Source organism: SAR202 cluster bacterium (assembly GCA_016872355.1).
Lineage (GTDB): Bacteria > Chloroflexota > Dehalococcoidia > Lucifugimonadales > VGZY01 > VGZY01.
Genome location: VGZY01000071.1, coordinates 1 through 14,879, shown reverse-complemented (window position 1 = coordinate 14,879; position 14,879 = coordinate 1). Strand labels below are relative to the sequence as shown.

Genomic DNA, 14,879 nt, shown 5'->3' with positions numbered 1-14,879 from the left:
CAAAAACTTGATGATTTTTCAAAACCATGGTAGCCGCCTTACAAAGCCGTTGCCAGTCCATAGGATCACACATTTTCTGCAAATATGCCCGAAATGACAAGGGTGTGGAATGGCGAGAAAGCAGGAGGGGGTTCTCGTCTTTCGGCAAAAACCCTCTCTTAACTCTGCGTTCTTTGCGTACTCTGCGATTAACCTCTTACCCCAGGCGGTTGCCGTACTCCACCGTCTCCGCGCCCTTCCTCTTCTTCTCCTTCTTCCACCTGTACTTCTGCTTCGGGACGTCGTAGTACGGGCCGTTACCCTTCAAGTTGTTCTCGAAGGGCGTCGTGTACGGGTCGAAGCGCTCGGAGCGCTCCCTTCGCCAGCGGACGAGCGGACGGATGAGCTGCCAGACGATGGCGACTTCTATCGCGTTGGTCAGCGGGCTCCACCACCTCCACCAGAAGGGGCTGCTGTCACCAAGCACAAGCAGCGCCGCCGCGAACACGATGCAGCGGTTGATGAGTGCAAGCGCGATGCCGTCCACAATGTTCCAAGTAGTGTACTTCGGGGTAGCCAGGAACTCACCCGTCAGTGTCTTGGGCACGCCCAGGCTGTGGTGCGGCACCGCAGTGACGTGGAAGCGGTGCACTTCCTGGCGCCCGGTCAGCCGCCGCTTGAGGCGCTCGGTGACGATGTTGAGGATGGCGGACTCGCCGGGCTTAATCCTTGCCGCCTCGGCGTCGATCGCGACGGTCAACATAGGATCGGACGTGCGGGCCTCGATGCTGAAGTCCAGCACTCCCCTGCCTTTGTTGTGCAGGTATACTCTGAATTCGCCGTCCTTGCCGTGCGCCAGGACGGGCTGGAGGTCTATCTCGTACTTCGGCGGCTCGGGGTCGACTGTGATCTCGCCCAGGATGTACTTCGGCAGCCTGGGGTCCACATCTTCCGGCATCGCGCGCAGGGTGAAGTAGTGCAGCTTGGCCGGTCGTCCGGCGGTGGGTCCACGACGTTGACCGTAACCGGCACCCTGCGCCGCTCACCGGCGTGGACGTGCAGCTCCGTGCGCTCAAACTCGATTTCCAGGAGCTCCTCGTGGTCGAACGCAGAAAGCGTTATGCCCAGGTCAGCATGGCCGTAGTTGGTCACAAACATGTCGTACTTCGCGGCGGGGCCGACGGGCTCAATTGGGATTAGATCGAGCCGGAAGTCCGGCTTCGGTGCGGAGACCTTGAGCTCTCCCTCGACGTACTTCGATTCCGACTCCCACCGCTCGGGGTAGACCGTGATGTCGAACGGGTATGAGCGGTCCTTGTAGTTGTCGATCCGCAGCTTCGGCGTAACAGTTACGGGGACCGTGACGCTTTGCCCGGGGCCAACGACCACGCGGGTGTTGCCGAAGAGCAGATCGCACTGGTCCTTGGCTGACGACCCTTCAAGGATAAGCGTCGTCTCCAGGCTCCAGGTGTTGCTCAGGTGGAGCTTGTACTTGCCCGGCGTGGCTACGCCGCCCGGCGCGTCGACGATCTCGACCTCCGGCTCCAGGTTCGCATAGAACACAGGCGGGGAATCCGTCGCGATGAGCCTGCCGGTAACGGACTTGGGATCGGCGTCGCCGATGTTCGGGAAGACGTTCAGCTTGATGTCATACAGCTTTGTTTCGCCAAAGTTTGGGCGAACGGCCGGCCGGACCACAACTTTTACCTTCAGCGTCTCGCCGGCATGTACGGTTGGGCGCATTCGGGGTGAAGGTGAAACGGCAGGAGTCGTTGCTGTCGATACCGACCATCCTGAACGGGACATCGTCGTTGCCGGCGTTGTGGATAAGAAGGTCGTAGTTGCCTGTGGGGCCGCCGAAGACCGGCGGGTCGAGCTTGAGCTCGAAGTTGTAGAACGGCCGGAGGACGAGCGTCATGGGGACCGAAGTCTCTATGCGCGGGTCGTTCTTTGCCGCCACCTTTACTGAGAAGCTGTGAGTTTCGGCGAGCGCGGTGCTGTCCTTTGGCGGGTTGAGGGTGAGCCTGCACTTCAGCCGGTCCATGGGATAGATCTTGGCGCTGCTGGTCTCAAGCTCGTACCAGCTGCTGTCCAGCCCCTCGACGGCCACGATGAACTGATCGTTGACCTCCGACCGGTTGGCGATGACAAACGTCTCCACCACCGTGTCGCCCGGGTGAGTCTTGATCACGTCCTTCGAAAGCTCGATTTCTATCTGGTCCGACATTCTATTCCCCCTCTCCCTCTACCAGACGCACACTATACCACAGGAAACAACTGCATTTGCACAGCGCTAGCACCTGAAAACCTCAGGCTGTAGGCAACCCTTGAGCCACCGTTCCGCCCGCATAGGAAGCCCTGCTCGTATCCAGGAACCCACCCACGCCGAGGCGATGCTGGTAGGTCTCATCACCCTTAAGGTGGAGCATCGGCAGCGACGCCGGATCGGACCCGTTCAGGAACAGCACGTATGCCTCACCGGGCTTCGTCTCGAACCTTATGACGCCGTCCCTCACAGTGTGCTCGGCGATAGAGTTGTCAGCGCGGCGGACGACGACCGTGTCCTTGTGGAACGGGTTGTAGACGGCGCACGGAGCGCCTACGAGGCTTTCGATGACCGCGTACCGGGTGAACGAGCCGCGCCTGTCCGCGCTGACCAGGAACGCGCCTTCAGCCCGCAGGCGGGAGAACTGGACGTTCGCCCAATCGCGGACCACCGCCGGGAACACGCGGATGATGGACTCGTGGGTCAGTGTCCCGCCGGGGCTGTTCAGCAGAAGCTCGTTGATTCCCGCGCAGAAGCTGCCGCCGGACTCGCAATTCGGCAGCTTGCCCTTCCAGTCGGACCCGCGGTTGCCGGAGTACGGCGCCAGCCCGGGCGTTTGCGACGCTCCAAAGAGGCTGTAGCCGTTGATGTTCACGAAACCACGGACGTGGTCATGCAGCTGCCCCAGCGCCTCCTGGGCCATCCCCATTCTGGCGGCGGCAGCGGCGACCCACCCGAAGCTGAAGCCGGTGTACGCGTCCGACCCACGCTGGATCATGCGGGACACGGTCTTGCTGCCCGCCTCCTCCAGCGGACCCGTGATGCCCGCATGGACCTCATCGCCGGGATAGACGGGGTACAGGTTGTTCAGATGGCGGTGGGAGTTGTCCAGCTCTATGCCCTCCCACTCCTGGAAGTAGCCGTTCGGAGAGACGGGGTAAGGCGCAGTGTTCTCGTAAATACGCTTCCATAGCTCGCGCCGCCCGGCATCAACCCTCAGTATCTCGCTGGCGCGGATGGTGTTGCGAAGGTGGTCGCGCAGGATTCCGAGGTCGTAGGTGGAATTCCGCCCCCACTCGCCCATCTTGCCGGTGGGCCTATACTTCTCATGGCGCTGCTCGTGCGCCACAGAAGGGACGATATTGTACCTGCCGTTTTTGTCCGGCTCTCCCAGGAACGCAACGAAATACTCAAGCGATGCGGTGAACACCGGGTACATCTTTCGAAGGAAGTCCACGTCCCGCGTAACCTGGTAGTGCCACCAGAACTCGCAGCAAATCCACGGACCCGCCCCGGGCCACAGCTCCCAGTCCTGCCCGCGCCCATTCGGCCTGCCTGATGGGCCGTGGCCGCGGACGAAGCGTGCGCCCGGCTGGCCAGTGTGCTTCTTCGTATCGGCGATCGTGTACTCGAGTGTATTGAGGTATAGGTCGGCGAGGGGAATGCCGAGCTCCGGATGGCCGGCGGTGTACACCGGCCAGTAGTTCTCCTGGATGTTTATGTTCATGTGGTAGTCGCCGCGCCACGGCGCGTCGTGGAAGCCGTTCCAGTGTGCAAGCTGCCCAGGTGGCAGGCCGCCTTCCCTGGAGCAGGATGCCATCTTGTAGAGCTCGATGTACCACAGGTTCTCGAGCATCTTGTCCGGCAGCGATATCCAGCTAGTCCGCCAGAACTCCTCCCACCACTTCTCGTGCGAGGCGAGCTGCTTCGCGGCGGTCTTGCCCTTACTCATCTTCACGAGCTGCGCCTTGCCCTTATCGATGAGCGTGCCCGGCGACTCCCGTCCCGTGACGATGGTAGTGCGCACCTGTAGCTTCTTCGACGCGGCGCCGATCACGTCCGCCACCATCTGCCCGCCGACTTTGTACGTCTCCAGCCGCGCGCCGTCCACCTGGACCAGCACCGCGAATGCAAGCCCGTCCGGCATGACGAAGGTCATCCACAGTGTGTCTTCATCATGACCGAACGATGGGTCTCCGATGTGCGGGTACGGCGCCCACGCCTGCCTGAAGAGGTCCAGCTTCCTGTGGAGCACGAAGCTGCGGGGCCAGGCGTTGCCATCCTCAGTCCACAGGTCCGCAACGATCAGGTTCTTGTCTGCGTGGCAGTACGTGGTGAAGCCGTGCTTCTTGCCCTTGTGGGAGAAATTAGTCTCTACCTTACCGCGATAAAGCGACATTCGTTGGGAGAAATCCTCAACACCGCCGGGGAAGTCGCCGAGTATGTCCAGGTAACCGGCGGCGTGGTAGGCGGAGGCGTTAACCGCACCCTTGAAGGGGGTCTTCTTCCACGCCTCCTCGATCTTCCTGTCAACCTCGTGAATCGCGGAGAAGTCGCCCTCTTCGATCGCCTTGACAAGCGCGTCCTTGAGCTCCCGCCAGTTAAATGGGGACGGGATCTTCTCAAGCTCGGCGTCGCGCTCGTCCCAGATATCGCTCTTGTTCAGGAGGATGCGGGTGCGCCACGGCTGCCCCCAGACCATCGACGCGATATCGCCGTTTCCGAGAAACAGCCCGTCCTGCCAGATTGTTGCTGGCTGCTTGTTGACGACTGCGTGGCCTTCGATCATGGCCTCCAGGTCCGGCCTGAACCGGGCGGGAAATGGGCAAACGTCCGTCGGCATGGTCTGGACGGGCTTGGAGGTAACTACCACGTGGCACTCCTGAATGGCGCGTTGCAGGTCCGGCGGGTAGCGCCGGACCCAATGGCACGAATCGGAGTGTAAGACCGCCTCTTGAACCTGTCAACAACCTGTCCCGTAATCTAAAGGAGCGGACACGGCCCGGCCCGGTTGTCCGGCCTACGCCAGAATCCTATCGCTTCGCCGCAGCCCGCTGCGGGCCGCCGGGCATGCCGGACGCCTCTCGCGCCCCTGCGCCGGTCAAAACGATGTCGGCAAGGACTTCGAGGAAGGGGGCGGACGCGTTGGGCATCTCGGTGCGCCGGAGCTCAATCCCGAGGCCTTCAGCGAGCTCCATGGCTTCCGTATCGATATGGAAGAGAATCTCAAGGTGCTCGGACACGAAGCCGATGGGCACGATTAGAACGGCCTTCTTACCCTCGCTTGCGAGCGCGCTGATGGTCTCAAGGATGTCCGGCCCCAGCCATGGGTCGCCTGTGTGACCTGCGCTCTGGTAGGAACAGCGCCACCGGCGCAGTCCCACTCTCTCCGCATTCATCAGCGCGCTGTCCAGAAGCTCGCCGGGATACGGGTCTCCCCATGAAAGAATGCGGCGCGGCAGGCTGTGCGCGCTGAAGATGGTCTCCACTTCCTCCGGCGGAGACGAGAATTGGGCGAGTGCGGACCGGACGAAAGTGCTCATCATGTCGATGAACAGCGGGTTGGCGTACCAGGTATCGATGAACCTCACCTTCGTATCGGCGCCCATCGCCTCGAGCGCACCGATTACGGCGCTCCTGTACCCGTCAATGCTCATCTTCGAGTAGTGAGGCGCGAGAGGCAGGCCGACGATCTCGTCCACCCCGTCAGCAACCATCTGGGCAATGGTTGAGGCAATATATGGGTGCCAATGCTTCATGCCGGCGTAGCACCGGTAGTTGACGCCTTGCGAGTCGCGGCCAAGCCTGGCGCCCAGGCGCTCCGCCGTCTCCTGCGTGATCTCCAGCAGGGCCGTCTTGCCTCCGACCTTCCTGTACCTCTCGGTCAGCTCCGCAACCGCCTCGGGACTGGGAGTGCGGCCTCCACGGATGTCCTTGAAATACGGTCCCACGTCTTCCAGGCGTTGCGGCGTCCCGTACGCCATTAGAATGATCCCGACAGTCCTTGTCATCTCCGACCTCCCTGTAATTCCGTCGCCGACTCAACCGCGCGGCCTGCATGCCGCGCTGAAATGCGTTCAACAACACCATCGGCCGCCTCAAAGCCCTGCCGGATGCAGTCCGGCACACCGATTCCGCGGTATGCCGCTCCGGCAAGAAATAGCCCCGGGTGCCTGGCCAGGGCGGCGTCCAGCCGCCCCATGAGGGAGAGGTGGCCGACCCTGTAGTGGGGCATCGCCTCGGGCCACCTGGTAACCCAGGAGCGTCGCGGCGCGCCGTCGATATCCATGAGGGCGCCCAGCTCGGCCGTGACTTCGCGGGCCAGCGCTTTGTCGTCCATCTGCAGGGCCGAGGCCCCGGCATAGACTCTGAGAAAGACTGCGTCCCCGTGGCTCCTCGTCGGCCATTTGGAAGATACCCACGTGCACCCCAGCAGATGGGAAGGCTCCGTACGGGGCACCAGGAAGCCCGACCCTTCGATCGGCCGACGCACCTGGTCGCGGTTAAACACAAGGCTGACGCTCGCCGCCGGCCTGTACTGAATTTCGCTCACCAGGCTGGCGCAGTCAGGCGCGAAGCCGCGCGCCAGCCGCGCCGTTGCCCCCGCCGGGGTTGCAAGAATAATGTTGTCCGCCGTCACAATCCGCCCATCGTCCAGCCGCAAGGTGTACAGGGCAGATTCGCTTTCAGTCCGCCGGTCAATCTCCGTTACCCCGAACCCAGTGATAACTGTGACCGATTCGAGGCGCGATACTATTGCATCTACAATTGAGGCCGCGCCGAAGCGCATGGAGTAGACGGCCCCCTTTGAGTGGCTGCTCTTTGGCCGACTCTTTCTTGCCGCACGCGCGCCTCGCGCCAGGCTACCGTACTTGCTTTCCCATTCAGCCAGCGACGGAAACAGTGCCCGGAGGCTCAGCTCCATTGCGTCGCCGCCGTATATGCCGGACGTGAACGGCTCCAGCAGCGTTTGAGATAGCTCCATGCCCGCCCGCCGCCGAAGGAAGGCCCCGACAGACTCGTCGCCTGCGGACTTTCGCCGCGGGACCAGCGGTTCCATGCTTGCCCGTAGCTTGCCCCGAAATGACATGAACGGGGCAGCCCACAACTCGGCTGGCCTTGACGGCACGATTCCGGTAAGCCCGTCAGGTATCCGATGGATGGTGCGCCGCTTGAGGATGTGAGAGCCGTGCGCCTGGGGATGGACGACATCGCTTTCCAGACCAAGGTCCCGTATGAGCTCCATGGCCCACGGCTTGGACGCGAGAAAGCTGTCCGGCCCGCACTCGACGATGAAGCCGTCCTCCCGGCGCGTGACCAGCTTGCCGCCAGGCCGCTGGTCCTTCTCTATCAGCACAGCGTTAATGGACTGGCCGCGCTCGGCGAACAGCTTCTGCAGCCTGTACGCCGCAGACAGGCCGGTTATGCCGCCACCCACGATAGCTACATCCGCGCGCATCAGTTCCTCACAATGGCCATCGGAAACCGGCCGACGGGCTGGTAGGTGCAGAGCGGGGCACTCTCCAGAGGGTCGCCTGTGGCGGCGAAAGCGCGCGCCCGGGAGCCGCCACAGACCTTGCGGTACTCGCAACGGCCACGCTTGCCCGTGAAGCCATCAGGGTTGCGCAGAGCGTTGAACAGCCGGGACTTTCTGTAGATCTCCACCGGGTGGCCCCGCCGGACGCTGCCGGCAATCAGCGGCAAGAAGCCCGCCGGGCAGATTTGCCCGGTGTGTGAGATGAACATGATCCCGTTGCCATCCCAGATGCCGAAGCCGGGCCGAGCGTGCCCTCCGGCGTGGCCGGCCCCGTTGCCGCCCGCCCTCGCTGCCCTGTCCATCTGCAGCGCCACGCGGCGGTATTAGGGCGCCTCGGTGGTCCTGAGCCGAAACGGCGACGTCTGGGATTTCCCGTATACCCACTTCATCAGGTCTTCGCCCTGGTCCGGCGATACCTGCTCAAGCACCGCGCCCCTGCCCACTGAGACCAGGAAGAAGAGGGCCCATTGAGTGACGCCGATGCCGGCAACCAGGTCGTAGACTGCTGGAATGTCGTCCAGCGTCTCGGCGGAAACGAGGGTGTTCACCTGCAGGCCCAGGCCGGCCTCGCGCGCATGGTGAGCGGCGCGTACGGTCCAATCAAAGCTCCCGGGGACGCGTCTGAGGGAGTCGTGGCGCTGCGGGGTTGAGCCGTCGATACTCAGGGCCATCATCCACGCGCCGGCTGACTTCATCGCAGCAATCGAACCGGCTGTTAGCCCATCTGTGCTGGCCCGGGTCACTGCAACCTTGAAGCCAGCCTTTGAGGCGTATTCGAGCAGGTGGAAGAGGTCCGGACGCTGGAGGGGGTCTCCGCCCGTGAAGACCAGGTGAGGCAGCGGGTCTCCGAACTCCGCGAGCCGGTCGAGCAGGAGTTCGCCCGCTCGCGTGGAAAGCTCTTGCGGGTTGCGGAGAGGAAGTGCGTCCGCCCTGCAATGACGGCAGGCAAGGCCGCACGCCCGCGTCATCTCCCAGTAAACCATCAGCGGGCGGGCGCCGGTGTCGATGTCCGGCCGCGCATAGGCGGCGTGGCCGCCGTCGCGGACCGGGCGCCGGGGCTGTTCTTCCGGGCTGTTTCCTTCAGTCATACTGCCTCCCTGGTTGCACTGAGCGTCCTCCTCGAAACGCCGACAGACACCTGGGCGACCCTGTGCAACTGAGACTTTCTCACCGGGATGTAAACATGCCGTGAACACCGTCACGCGGCGCATGAAAATTTCGTGAAGACGTGGCGGGCGGATCGAAGGGGGACGACCGCTGGGGATTGAAGCCGAACTCCGTTTGTGACACCATGCCACGTTAACGGCTAAGAGGAGGCAGTTTACAGAATGCCTGATTACTGGATTAAGGACGGCGAGACGGTGCTGTTTATCGGCGATAGCATCACGGATTGTGGCCGGCGGGCTGCAGACGCCCCGCTCGGAAACGGATATGTCAGGCTTTTTACCGAGTTGGCCGCCGCCAGGCACCCGGCGGTGCGGCCAAACTATATCAACAAGGGAATCAGCGGAAACAGGATCACGCACCTTCGGGACAGATGGAAGGATGACGTGGTCTACCACCGGCCTGACAGACTATCGATCAAGATCGGCATCAACGACCTGCATAGCGTGCTTCGCAATGCGGATGACAACGTGCCGGTCCAGCGGTTCGCCCAGTTGTATGATGAAGTGCTCGCGTGGACGCAGCGTGAAATCGGCTGCCCTATGGTGCTGATCACACCTTTCTACATATCCACCGACCGCGAAAGCGGGTCGTTTCGAAGCATGGTGCTGAAGGAGCTGCCGCGCTACATCGAGGTTGTTGAGAAGCTAAGCCGAAAGTACGACGCGAGACTGCTGGACCTCCACGAGATTTTTCAGATGCACCTCAAGTACCGAGACGCGGACGCGTTCTGCCCGGAGCCGGTGCATCCCAACCACACCGGCCACCTGATCATAGCCCAGGCGCTGCTGGACCTGCTGAGCAACTAAACCGAGCTATCAAGGAGAATTTCATGGCCGAGCAGCTTCGAATCCTATCCATCGGCGCGCACCCAGCCGATGTGTTTGACCAGTCCGGCGGCGCGATGGCCCACCACGCCGCGCGAGGGGACAAGGTATCCTGCATCGTCATCACGCACGGCGCGCGCACCCATGACCAGGTCATCAGCGAGCAGATGTTCAAGTCGAAGGACGTGCCTCAAGGCGACCGGCTGGTGAAGCTAATGGAGGAGCGCGCGAAGATCAAGCAGGGCGAGGTGCGCAAGGCGTGCAACATCCTGGGCTTCGACGACATTCACTTCCTGGGTGTGGACGACGAGGTATTGCTTGTGACGCCTGAAACTGTTCGCAGGGTCGCTCGGCTTATCCGCAAGATCAAGCCGCACATCATCCTGACGCACTACCCCAAGGTGTACGACGGAATCGCCAACCAGCACGCCGTCACAGGCCAGATCGTCCTGCATGCCATACAAACAGCCGCGGCGGTGGACACCGGCGACCCCACGCCGCCGGTCCGCGTTGCGCAGGTCTTCTTCTTCGGCACGTCCGCCGGCATCCGGCAGGACTTCTGGAGCGCGGGCGGGCCGCACTACTGCGACGTGTTTATCGACACGACGGATGTCGTCGACAAGAAGAAGGCGGCGCTGAACTGCCTGGAGAGCCAGGGCTATGCGGGCGCGTACACCAGCAAGCGAATCGAGGCGAGCGACGGGGACTACGGCATCTGCGCGGGCACGGCGTATGCGGAGGGGTTCATCACAATGAATTCCGAGACGCACTACCTCTTCCCGATAACGGAAATGGCGCTCAAGAACGCCGTCTCATCAGACTACGAGCTGATGGCCAGGTACTCGCAGTTCATGGACGAGAAGCCGAAGAACCCCTGACCCCGTGGCCCGCGACCTCTCTCCCCCTGGCCCCCTCTCTCCGTGCACGGAGAGAGGGGGAATAGCAGCCACCTAACCCCCTTTGCCCCCTTCCCTGAGAGGGAAGGGGGTAGGAACCCTGGGTCTCCGCCCCAGACCCCGCCTACCCTACCCCTTGCGGTCCCATGGGAAGGTGAAGGTGGGCGGGTTGCAGTTGCGCTTCATCTTGATGGTCATCCTGGCGCCGGAGACGGGGCCTAGGTTGATGGTGACCTGGGAGCTGTTGACGGGCGTGGTAACGCCGTCCACGGTCACGGACGCCATCTGGTGCTCGGCGTACGATCCCCCCTGCACCACTACCGTGCGGTCCTCCGACGCGCTGAGGTTGATGAGGGTGACGACCGTCTCCTCGTCCGCCAGCTTTTCGATGAGCGCGGCGCAGTCCTCCGGGATGCCGGCGCGGCGGCGGGCTGGATCGAAGTAGCGCAGGCGCGCGCTGACCGGCCGCGCGTGGGTCATCGTGGGGCCGCCCATCATGAGCGCGAACAGCGAGCGGGCGAAGACAGGGTTGTAGACCATCGGGTCATCCGACAGGCGCGTGTCGGCCGTGGTGTCGTCCTTCCGCATGCCCTCCACGCGCTGGCGGATGGAGAGCAGGTCGCGCTGCATCGATTCCACCGGGAAGTTGGGGTTGTTACCCTCCAGGAAGCCGTACCAGCCGGTTGTGGTGTCGACGCGCGAAAGGTGCTTGCGGTCCATCGTCCAGTAGTACACCTCCTCCGCGCCGCGGTTCCACTTGCGCGGGAGGAAGGCGTACCAGCCGTTTTCGCCGTACATGCTCGGGTACATCTTCTGGCCGTCCACAACCTTCTCGTTCGAGTTGATGATATCGAGCATCTTCGCCCACGCCTCCGGGTACTTCTTATCGCCCGTGAGCTGGTAGGCGTTGCCGATCCCGGCGAGGCCGAGCTGCACCATGTTGCGGTTCGCGAGCTTGCCGTCGTGCGGCTGGACGACGGTAAACGACCATCCATAAACGCCGCCGTACCACTTGCCGTTCGCGGCGCTGCCGGGGACGCCGTCCAGGCCGATGTTGCTCGGGATAATGCCGCCGTTCTTCTCCATGCGCTCCAGCCACGCGTCCACGTACTCGATCACCCACGCCTTGTACTTGGGATCGCCGGTGAGAGCGTACGCGTGGAAGCCGAGGCCGGTGGACACCATGTTCTGCGGGTGGTCGCCTGGGACATCGTTATAGTCTTTGTAGTGGGCCACCATCTCGGCGTACGTCCGCTCGTGGTGGCGCGGCTTGAAGCGGCCCTCCACCTCTATGGGGTCGCCCGCCCAGTCCAGCCCCGTGGCCTTGCGGAGCATGGGCCCGCGACTGCCGTTGAGGGAGCTGCGAATAATCTTGTGCTTCGGATCGTAGTTGGGCGCCTGTGGGTCCTCGTTCATGTAGAAGCCGGCGTACTTCTTCACGCGGCGCTGAAATTCGGTGTCGTAAGGGTCGGAGAGGCCCTGCAGGTTGAAGACTGTGAGGCCCTCGCCGTTGTGCTGCCAGTCAAACATCACGGGGAACTCTTTGTAGTACATGCCGTCGCGGGCGAAGTCGATGTCCTTCGTCTTAGCCTCGGTATACTGCTTGAGGTGGCCCTCCCATGCGTGCTTGTACATGGTGACCAGGCTGTCGTCGCCCCCCAGGAAGTGCAGCGTGGGCCAGTCCACCATGCTCTCCATCGCGTCGTCCGGGCCGTCGTTGCCGCCCCAGCGCGGGACCATCTGCAGGTAGCCTCGCTCGTCGTAGTACTTGGCGTAGAACTCCTTGCACGCCTTGACGTGCGCGCGGAACAGCTCACGCTCCAGGAGCGCCCACTGCGGAGGCGCCATGGGGGTGCTGATCGTTATCCCGGCCCGGTTGGATGAAGGTATGGTCACTGGAAATCTCCTTTACGAATGAACAATTACGGTTTAACAATGTGGGCGAATGAATTCGCCCTCGGTGAACGAGAACAGGCGAATGAATTCGCCGCTGGGGGCGCGTACATCGGTCCGCGATGAACGACGCCAAACGTCCGCCTTCGCGGACGATCCGAGCAAACCCTGAACAATGGGCACCAGGCATTCTTCGTTGTCCGCGAAGGCGGACATCCGGCGACGTGGCCTGCGAAGCAGACCACGCGCCCACAGCGGCGAATTCATTCGCCCACGGCCCGGTCCCCAGTCCTTCAACCATCTACGGTCCCACCAGCAGCACCTGCGAGTTTGATGACCCCGACCACACAAGGTCGAAGTTCAATGAGATCCCATTGGGGTCGGCATTATTGGGTATCTCGAACGCGACGGTGTGCGAGTCTATGCTTACGCCCACCCCGAGCTTGAAAGAGGCCGCCTGCCCCGAGCGCGCATCCAGCGTGGGCCGGACGAAGAGCGCGCCCGGCTGGAGCCCCCTGAGAGCCAGGTTGCCGCCGTGTAGCGCGGAGATGGCCCCCTGCATCACCACGTCGTACGCCAGGTTGTTGGTGGTGCGAAGCCTGACGATCAGGAACTTGTAGCCTGCCGTGGGCGTGACCACGGCGCTTGGCTGCGTTGGCGACGTCACCCTGTCAGTTACCTCGTACCCCGCCACGTGCACGTCCACTCCCTGAGGCCGCGCCGGGACTGCCGATGGCGTGGGCGTCGGAGGCAGCGCGACTGCGGTGGGCAAAGGTGTGCGCGTCGGCGCAGGCGGCGGTGTCACCGTCGGCGGGGGCGGCGTTACCGCGGGCCGCGTGGCGGTCGCGGTGGGCTGGGATGGCGGCTGCGCAGCGGCCGGCGGTATGGTCGGCGCGGGGCTGGTCGCCACCACCGGTTGCGCAGGCGGCCGTATTGCCGTGGGCTGCGTCGGTGGCCGGGTGGCCGTGGGCTGCGCTACGGGGGCGCGGGTTGCGGTGGGCGCCGTCGACTGGGACTGGCTGGAGCCGGAGGGCTGGGTCGGCGCGGCCTGCGCCACGGCCTCCGGCACGCCGTACTGCACGCCGGGCAGGCTCGCCACGCCGGCTGGCTGCGCCGAGTCTGCGACCTTCGCGAGCGACTCCCAGTCCATCGACGGCGCGCCGTTGCGCGAGCCGGAGGAAAACTTGAGCCACTGGCCCGCCTTGTTGATGAAGAGCTCGGGAATGGAGGACAGCGGCAGAGCGCGCCGCACGTCAATGCCGCCCAGCTTGATGTCCTCGAAGCTCGGCAGCGCCGAGAATGGGTTGAACCCCGGGACGAACTGCATGATATTGAACCCGCCGCCCTGCGGTCCCTCGTAGTCTACCTGCGCCGCTATCTCCGGCGTGTCTGCGCTGGGCCTGACGGTCACGGACTTCATGTCGTAGCCGCTGGGGACGGACGACGCAACCATCACATCGTTGACGGGGTAGTCCGCCTTTTCGTACTGCACCGGCAGCCCCGGCACCCTGACGGACGTGGCCACGGCCGCAGCCGGCTGCTGCGACGACGGCGCTCCCGGAGGCGGAGTCCCGCCCGCGGCCCGCGTTGCGCCTGCGGTGAACGGCGACTGCACCTTGTTGCCTGCCATCAGCGCCACGGAAACGGCCACTACGGCCATGAAAAGCACCAGGAAGCCGTCGATAAACCTGAAACGCTTGCTACCCATAGACGCTCGACACTCCATCGCCCGCGCGCGTCCCTCGCGCGCAGCATGCGGGCGAACGCCATTTTCGTTGTTTGCCCTTCCAAATACAACCGGCTGATCCGAGGGTTGCACGCGCGCCTCTCTCGTACTATCTTGTACAATATGTAACAAAACGGAGGGGCACCATGGGCGAGCGAGAACCCGCCACAATGACAATGAAGGCTTCCGACGCGCGGCAGCAGTTCAGCGAAGTCATCAATGAGGTCTTCCGCAAGGAGGCCAGGATTATCGTCGAGAAGAGCGGCATACCCGTCGCGGCGATTGTCTCCGTCGAAGACCTGGAGCGGGTGAAGTACCTGGAGGAACGCCGCCGGGTGAGCTTCAAGGCGCTGGACGCGCTTCGCGAGGCGTTTGCCGAGGTCCCGGACGACGAGCTTGAAGCGGAGGTGGAGAAGGCCGTGCAGTCCGCACGGCGTCGCGCCCGCCACGAGGCGGGCTCCCGCCAGAAATCGTGATTACTGCCGTACTGGATACCAACCTGCTGGCGTCCGGCTTGCCTCGGTCGCACCCGGACGCCGCGCCCGCGAAGATCATCGATGCGTGGCGAAACGGCCTATTTGTCCTTGCCGTGTCCGAGCCGATACTGGAAGAGCTACGCCGCACCTTCGGGAACCGGTACTTCTCCGCCCGGGTCCCCAAGCCATTATTGAAGTCCGTTATGGACATGCTCGAATCAGAAGCGGTTGTCACACCCATCGTCCTTGAAGGCGCGTCGTGTCGCCACTTCGATCGGGAACGGGTCCGGCCCGTCGCCATACGCTTCAACCATTACGACGGCGGTGTTGGCGAA

Annotated in this window: 12 protein-coding genes and 1 pseudogene; 4 read left to right on the top strand and 9 right to left on the bottom strand. The window is 63.3% G+C overall.

The window, feature by feature from the left end:
• Window positions 1–196: 196 nt before the first annotated feature.
• The 7 genes and pseudogenes from FJ319_12290 to FJ319_12260 all read right to left on the bottom strand — a co-directional run bounded on the left by FJ319_12290 (window position 197) and on the right by FJ319_12260 (window position 8,650).
• Window positions 197–937, bottom strand: a complete 741-nt coding sequence (locus FJ319_12290) for a DUF4175 domain-containing protein (GenBank protein MBM3935057.1) — start codon at window positions 935–937, stop codon at window positions 197–199.
• Window positions 853–1,722: a hypothetical protein gene (locus FJ319_12285; protein MBM3935056.1), complete on the bottom strand. Its 870-nt coding sequence runs from the start codon at window positions 1,720–1,722 to the stop codon at window positions 853–855. The genes FJ319_12290 and FJ319_12285 overlap by 85 nt, the downstream gene beginning before the upstream one ends.
• The gene (locus FJ319_12280) at window positions 1,628–2,206 is read right to left on the bottom strand and encodes a hypothetical protein (protein MBM3935055.1); all 579 of its coding nucleotides are present in this window, start codon (window positions 2,204–2,206) and stop codon (window positions 1,628–1,630) included. Before FJ319_12280 ends, FJ319_12285 begins: the two co-directional genes overlap by 95 nt.
• An 82-nt stretch (window positions 2,207–2,288) precedes the next feature.
• The gene (locus tag FJ319_12275) at window positions 2,289–4,898 is read right to left on the bottom strand and encodes a hypothetical protein (GenBank protein MBM3935054.1); all 2,610 of its coding nucleotides are present in this window, start codon (window positions 4,896–4,898) and stop codon (window positions 2,289–2,291) included.
• A 160-nt stretch (window positions 4,899–5,058) separates the two neighbouring features.
• Entirely contained in the window at window positions 5,059–6,036 is a 978-nt protein-coding gene (hemH, locus tag FJ319_12270; GenBank protein MBM3935053.1) for a ferrochelatase, read from the bottom strand.
• Window positions 6,033–7,484: a protoporphyrinogen oxidase gene (gene hemG / locus FJ319_12265; GenBank protein MBM3935052.1), complete on the bottom strand. Its 1,452-nt coding sequence runs from the start codon at window positions 7,482–7,484 to the stop codon at window positions 6,033–6,035. Before hemG ends, hemH begins: the two co-directional genes overlap by 4 nt.
• A pseudogene (locus FJ319_12260) lies at window positions 7,484–8,650 on the bottom strand (TIGR04053 family radical SAM/SPASM domain-containing protein). The gene hemG and the pseudogene FJ319_12260 overlap by 1 nt, the downstream one beginning before the upstream one ends.
• Window positions 8,651–8,890: 240 nt before the next feature.
• On the opposite strand from FJ319_12260, the gene FJ319_12255 reads away from it, so the two are divergent.
• Complete coding sequence (locus tag FJ319_12255; protein MBM3935051.1) at window positions 8,891–9,535, top strand: SGNH/GDSL hydrolase family protein; 645 nt, start codon at window positions 8,891–8,893, stop codon at window positions 9,533–9,535.
• 23 nt (window positions 9,536–9,558) lie between these two features.
• A complete protein-coding gene (locus FJ319_12250) occupies window positions 9,559–10,431 on the top strand; it encodes a hypothetical protein (protein MBM3935050.1) in 873 nt (290 codons plus the stop codon).
• Window positions 10,432–10,578: 147 nt separating this feature from the next.
• Here FJ319_12250 and FJ319_12245 read toward each other — a convergent pair whose 3' ends face one another.
• Both FJ319_12245 and FJ319_12240 read right to left on the bottom strand, forming a co-directional pair.
• Window positions 10,579–12,345, bottom strand: coding sequence for a hypothetical protein (locus FJ319_12245; protein MBM3935049.1), 1,767 nt, complete (start codon window positions 12,343–12,345; stop codon window positions 10,579–10,581).
• A gap of 298 nt (window positions 12,346–12,643) precedes the next feature.
• Window positions 12,644–14,050 carry a hypothetical protein gene (locus tag FJ319_12240; protein ID MBM3935048.1) on the bottom strand — a complete coding sequence of 469 codons (1,407 nt, stop codon included), beginning with the start codon at window positions 14,048–14,050 and terminating at the stop codon, window positions 12,644–12,646.
• 164 nt (window positions 14,051–14,214) lie between these two features.
• Here FJ319_12240 and FJ319_12235 point away from each other — a divergent pair, with 164 nt between their 5' ends.
• Complete coding sequence (locus tag FJ319_12235) at window positions 14,215–14,544, top strand: type II toxin-antitoxin system Phd/YefM family antitoxin (GenBank protein MBM3935047.1); 330 nt, start codon at window positions 14,215–14,217, stop codon at window positions 14,542–14,544.
• On the top strand, window positions 14,541–14,879 hold a 339-nt coding region (locus FJ319_12230), incomplete at its 3' end, for a PIN domain-containing protein (protein ID MBM3935046.1). The genes FJ319_12235 and FJ319_12230, both read left to right, overlap by 4 nt.

What these genes read in the sequence shown, in the direction of transcription:
- FJ319_12240 (MBM3935048.1), bottom strand. Translation starts at nt 14,050, where the DNA reads ATGGGTAGCAAGCGTTTCAGGTTTATCGACGGCTTCCTGGTGCTTTTC.
- hemH (MBM3935053.1), bottom strand. Translation starts at nt 6,036, where the DNA reads ATGACAAGGACTGTCGGGATCATTCTAATGGCGTACGGGACGCCGCAA.
- FJ319_12280 (MBM3935055.1), bottom strand. Translation starts at nt 2,206, where the DNA reads ATGTCGGACCAGATAGAAATCGAGCTTTCGAAGGACGTGATCAAGACT.
- FJ319_12235 (MBM3935047.1), top strand. Translation starts at nt 14,215, where the DNA reads ATGGGCGAGCGAGAACCCGCCACAATGACAATGAAGGCTTCCGACGCG.
- FJ319_12290 (MBM3935057.1), bottom strand. Translation starts at nt 937, where the DNA reads ATGCCGGAAGATGTGGACCCCAGGCTGCCGAAGTACATCCTGGGCGAG.
- FJ319_12255 (MBM3935051.1), top strand. Translation starts at nt 8,891, where the DNA reads ATGCCTGATTACTGGATTAAGGACGGCGAGACGGTGCTGTTTATCGGC.
- hemG (MBM3935052.1), bottom strand. Translation starts at nt 7,484, where the DNA reads ATGCGCGCGGATGTAGCTATCGTGGGTGGCGGCATAACCGGCCTGTCT.
- FJ319_12285 (MBM3935056.1), bottom strand. Translation starts at nt 1,722, where the DNA reads ATGCGCCCAACCGTACATGCCGGCGAGACGCTGAAGGTAAAAGTTGTG.
- FJ319_12250 (MBM3935050.1), top strand. Translation starts at nt 9,559, where the DNA reads ATGGCCGAGCAGCTTCGAATCCTATCCATCGGCGCGCACCCAGCCGAT.